This window comes from Pseudolysinimonas sp. (assembly GCF_031389465.1).
Taxonomy (GTDB): Bacteria; Actinomycetota; Actinomycetes; order Actinomycetales; family Microbacteriaceae; genus Pseudolysinimonas_A.
In genome coordinates this window covers 1-4,735 of record NZ_JANMSQ010000191.1, presented here as the reverse complement: position 1 = coordinate 4,735, position 4,735 = coordinate 1, and the positions used below count along the sequence as shown (strand labels likewise).

The 4,735-nt window shown below is 69.2% G+C and carries 6 protein-coding genes; 2 read left to right on the top strand and 4 right to left on the bottom strand.

What is annotated here, in order from left to right:
* A partial coding sequence (locus RMO30_RS07750) for an amidophosphoribosyltransferase (protein WP_309711573.1) occupies positions 1-964 on the bottom strand: 964 nt, incomplete at its 3' end.
* Between the two features lie 219 nt (positions 965-1,183).
* On the opposite strand from RMO30_RS07750, the gene purM reads away from it, so the two are divergent.
* Positions 1,184-2,290 (top strand): phosphoribosylformylglycinamidine cyclo-ligase, encoded by a 1,107-nt coding sequence (gene purM, locus RMO30_RS07745; RefSeq protein ID WP_309711570.1) that lies wholly within the window; start codon positions 1,184-1,186, stop codon positions 2,288-2,290.
* A gap of 25 nt (positions 2,291-2,315) precedes the next feature.
* Here the strand turns inward: purM and RMO30_RS07740 are convergent, their stop codons facing one another.
* On the bottom strand, positions 2,316-2,519 hold the full coding sequence (locus RMO30_RS07740; RefSeq protein WP_309711567.1) for a DUF3073 domain-containing protein: 204 nt from the start codon (positions 2,517-2,519) through the stop codon (positions 2,316-2,318).
* A 115-nt stretch (positions 2,520-2,634) separates the two neighbouring features.
* On the opposite strand from RMO30_RS07740, the gene RMO30_RS07735 reads away from it, so the two are divergent.
* Positions 2,635-3,762, top strand: a complete 1,128-nt coding sequence (locus RMO30_RS07735) for an NAD(P)-binding domain-containing protein (RefSeq protein ID WP_309711564.1) — start codon at positions 2,635-2,637, stop codon at positions 3,760-3,762.
* 66 nt (positions 3,763-3,828) lie between these two features.
* On the opposite strand, the gene RMO30_RS07730 is transcribed toward RMO30_RS07735, so the two are convergent.
* Together RMO30_RS07730 and RMO30_RS07725 are read right to left on the bottom strand one after the other, a co-directional pair.
* Positions 3,829-4,179, bottom strand: coding sequence for a CrcB family protein (locus tag RMO30_RS07730; RefSeq protein WP_309711562.1), 351 nt, complete (start codon positions 4,177-4,179; stop codon positions 3,829-3,831).
* Entirely contained in the window at positions 4,176-4,571 is a 396-nt protein-coding gene (locus RMO30_RS07725; RefSeq protein WP_309711559.1) for a CrcB family protein, read from the bottom strand. The genes RMO30_RS07730 and RMO30_RS07725 overlap by 4 nt, the downstream gene beginning before the upstream one ends.
* Positions 4,572-4,735 lie beyond the last annotated feature (164 nt).

The window sequence follows — 4,735 nt, the reverse complement described above, 5'->3', positions numbered from 1 at the left end:
ACGGGATGTTGAGCTTCTGCGCGACCTGCATCGCCGCCGGGCGGGAGGAGTCGGGAATCGGCATGACGACGTCGATCGCCCCCGACGGCGTGTACCTCGCGATCGTGTCGGCGAGGCGGTCGCCGAGCCGCAGCCGCGCCTCGTAGACCGAGATGCCGTTCATGATCGAGTCGGGCCGGGCCAGGTAGACGTACTCGAACGCGCACGGGATGAGCACCGGGTTCTTCGCGCACTGGCGGCTGAACATCTCGCCGTCGCGGGTGATGAAGATCGCCTCCCCCGGAGCGACGTCCCGTACCAGCTCGTACCCGTCGGACTCCAGCACGAGCGACTCGCTCGCCACAATCCACTCCGTGCCGACCAGGCCGCGCACGCGCTTGCCGAGCACCAGCGGGCGGATGCCGAACGGGTCGCGGAAGGCCAGCATCCCGTGACCCGCGACGAGGGCGATCGCGGCGTATGAGCCTTCGACCCGCTCGTGCAGCCGCTCGATCGCGTCGAAGACCTGATCCGGGTCAAGCGTTGTGCCGCGCACCTGCTGCTGCAATTCGTGGGCGAAGACGTTGACGAGGATCTCGGTGTCGGAGTCGGTGTTGAGATGCCGCCGGTCAACACTGAACAGCTCTTGCGACAGTTCACGCGTGTTCGTGAGGTTGCCGTTGTGCACGAGCACGATGCCATAGGGCGCGTTCACGTAGAACGGTTGCGACTCCTGCTCCTTGTCGGCATCGCCACGCGTCGTATAGCGCACGTGCCCGAGGCCCATCGTGCCGAGCAGGCTGCGCATGTCGCGCGTGCGGTAGGCCTCGCGCACCTGCCCGCGGGCGCGATGCTGGTGGATGATGCTGCCGTCAGCGGTCGCGATGCCCGTGGAATCCTGGCCGCGGTGCTGCAGAAGGCCAAGCGCGTCATAGACCTGCTGGTTGACCGGGTTCGACGAGACGATGCCGACGATGCCGCACATGGTTTGCGGTGACTCCCGGGGAGGTTGCGCGAAGTACCGGGCAGGTACGTCTCAGTGTCCCACAGGTACCCAACTCTCGGGATTCGGGGGCTATATCGACGTCTCATCCACGAAGGCGTCGCTGTCCGAGACTTGGGTCGGCCCCTCGCGGCCGGTGCGGTGCGGCAAGAGTCGGGGCGCCGGGGACGCGGGCTTGCCGCGCCCCGGTAGCCTGAATCCGTGGCCACCGCATCGACCGACCCGTATGCGAGCGCCGGCGTCGACACCGCAGCGGGCGACCTCGCGGTCGAGCTGATGAAGGCGGCGGTGAGCCGAACCCACGGCGTCGACGTGCTCAGTGGGGTCGGCGGGTTCGCCGGGCTCTACGACGTCTCGGCGCTGCGCGCCTTCCGCCGACCGCTGCTCGCAACGAGTACGGATGGCGTGGGCACCAAAGTCGCGATCGCTCAGGCGCTCGACGTGCACGACACGATCGGGCAAGACCTCGTCGGCATGGTCGTCGACGACATCGTCGTGGTCGGCGCGAAGCCGCTCTTCATGACCGACTACATCGCCTGCGGCAAGGTCGTGCCCGAGCGTATCGCCGCAATCGTCACCGGCATCGCCGCGGCGTGTGCCGCGACGGGCACGGCGCTCGTCGGCGGCGAGACGGCCGAACACCCCGGGCTTCTCGGCGAGCACGACTACGACGTCGCCGGCGCAGCGGTCGGCGCGGTCGAAGCGGATGCCGTGCTCGGCCCCGAGAAGGTGCGACACGGTGACGTGGTCGTCGCGATCTCGTCGAGCGGACTGCACAGCAACGGCTTCTCGCTCGTGCGGCACATCATCTCCGAGCGGGGGGTCGCGTTCACCGACGACGCCCCGGAGTTCGGCGGCACCGTCGGCACGGCACTCCTGGAGCCGACACGCCTCTTTACGTCACCGCTGCTGCGCGTGCTCGACGAGCTACCGGATGCCGTGCACGCCCTGTCGCACGTCACAGGCGGCGGGATCGCGGCGAACCTCGCGCGGGTGCTGCCGACGGGAGCCTGGGTCGAGGTCGACCGCTCGACCTGGAGCCCGCAGCCGGTGTTCCGCATCCTCGCCGACTGGGGGTCCCTCGCCCTCGAAGACACCGAGGGCACCTGGAACCTCGGCGTCGGATTTCTCGCCGTCGTGGCGCAGGATGCGGCATCCGCCGTCACCCACGCGCTGACCGCCGCGGGCCTGCCCGCCTGGGTCGTCGGTCGCGTCACCGTCGGCCCGCGCGACTTCGACGGTTTCGTGCAGGGGGCGAAAGGCGTCGACGGAGGTGCCGTGCGCCTCGTCGGGTCGTACGCCGGCTGAGCGCTGCCGCTGAGCGAAGCCGCGATTACGCGGTCTTCGACTCCGGCTCGTCGTCGTCGGCCTCGACGTCACCGGGAACGATGTAGTCGGCCCACTTCTCGAGGTCTTCCTCGAGGCGGGGGTTGCCACCGAGCTCCTGCTGGAGCGCGTTGTAGTTCGTGTCAGGACTGAAGTACTTAAGGTCCCGCGCCACCTTGGTGTGCTTCGCCTTCTGACGGCCGCGCCCCATGCGTGACCCCCTCGATCTCAGGTTGCGAATGTGCTGAAAAGTCTGCCGCGAAGTCTATCACGCAAGGCATCCACGCCCGTCGGGCCCGTTCCCACCGCCAGGTAACGTTGACCGGGTGACCGAGAGCGACATCGACACCTCGGTCGTGGTCGTCGGCGCGGGGCAGGCGGGGCTCTCGGTGGCCTACTACCTGCGGCGTCTTGGCCTCGACCCGGGCAACGAGTTCGTCATGCTCGATCGCGGCCCGGGCACCGGCGGGGCGTGGCAGTTCCGCTGGGACGCCCTGCGGCTCGGTTACGCGCACAAGGTGCACGATCTGCCCGGGATGGATGAACTCAGCCTCAGTTTCGACACCGCCGACAAGGCTCTCCCCGCGAAGGAGGTCGTCGCCGACTATTACGCGCGCTACGAGGAGCACTACGGGTTTCAGGTCGTGCGACCAGCGGATGTGACGCGCGTCGAGATGAACGCCGAAGGGTTCGTCGTCGACTTCGAGGGGCCGTACGGGCAGCGCGAAGTGTCGTGTCACGTGCTGGTCAACGCGACGGGCACCTGGGGCGCGCCGTTCGTTCCGTACTACCCCGGCATGAACGAGTTCCGCGGCCGACACCTGCACACCGCCGAGTACAAGGCGGCCGAGGACTTCGCCGGCCAGAACGTCGTGGTCGTCGGCGGGGGCACGAGCGCGATCGGATTCCTGATGGAACTCGAGGAGGTGGCCGCCTCCCTCACCTGGGTCGCGCGCCGACCGATCGAGTTCCTCGAAGGCCAGGATCTCAATATCGAGGGTGGCGTTTCCGCCGTCGCTCTGCAAGACGAGGCTGCGCGCGAGGGTCGAGTGCTGCCGAGCATCGTCAGCACCACCGGAGTGCCGCGCAGCCGCCGCATCCAGGCCGCCATCGACCGCGGGTTGCTGCTCGCGCGCCCCATGTTCTCGAGTATCGAAGCGGATGGCGTGCGGTGGTCGAACGGCGCGTTCCGGCCCGCCGATGCCATCATCTGGTCGACCGGATTCCGCCCCGAGCTCCGGCACCTCGCTCCGCTCAAGCTGCGCGAGAAGTCGGGCGGAATCGTCGTCGGGAAGAACGTCTCGTGGAAGAACCCGCGGTTGTTCTTCGCGGGCTATGGGCCGACGGCATCCACGATCGGCGCCAATCGCGCGGGCCGCGCCATCGCCCGCCAGGTCGTCGCGACGCTGAGCAACCTTGCGACCGAACGCCGCAACGCCTCCGCCGGGCACTGAGGCTATTTGCCCGAAACTGTCCCTAATCCCTTCGCGTAGGGACAATTCTGGGCAAATAGCAGGGGGTCAGCCGAGGAGCGCGAAGCCGATACACCAGCCGACGGTGGCGGCGGTGAGGCCGAGGGCGAGGTTGGCCACGACGTTCGTGGCCGCTGCGCGCCAACGGCCCTCTCCCGCCAGTTGCACGGTCTCCACGCTGAAGGTGCTGAAGGTCGTGAGGCCGCCCGCGAACCCGGTCGCGACGATGAGCGCGGCACCGGTGTGCATCGCGACGCCCGCGACGAGCGAGCCGATGACGTTGACCAGTAGCACCGGCCACGGCCACGCCGCCTTCGCGCCGACGCGGCCCACGACGTAACGGGCGACTGTGCCGAGAGCACCCGCGGCGACCACGGCGAGCGCCAGCAGCGGGGTCACTCCTCCGGCCCGATCGGCGGGGGCGCTGCCGCGGGTGCGCCGAGGCGGATGCCGAGGGCGGCTGCTGTGACGCCGCCGACGACCGAAGTGGTGACGTAGACGGCGGCCACGACCCCGGCCCCGGCCGAGCTGAGGTCCACGGCGGAAACAGCGAGCGCCGAGAAGGTCGTGAACGAGCCGAGCAGCCCCGGCCCGAGGCCGGCACGCAGCCACTCGGGGGCGACGGGCCACACCCGGGCGACGAGAACGCCCAGCACGAACGACCCGCAGAGGTTGACCAGGAACGTTCCGATCGGAAATGCTGCACCGCCGTGCGGCAGCACTAGGTCGACGAGCAGCCGCGCGCCGGTGCCGAGAGCTCCGCCGGCGAGCACCGCGACGATCGTTCTCACGCCTTCGGCTTGGCCTTCTGTGCCGGCTTGGCGCGGGGCCCCACCTTGTGTGGCTCGCGCTTCACGGGCTTCGGTCGCACCGGCTCGCCACGACGATCCTGACCGGGCAGCGGTCGCGAGCGGCGGCCGTAGATGAGATCGGACGAATCGAGCAGCCACGGCAC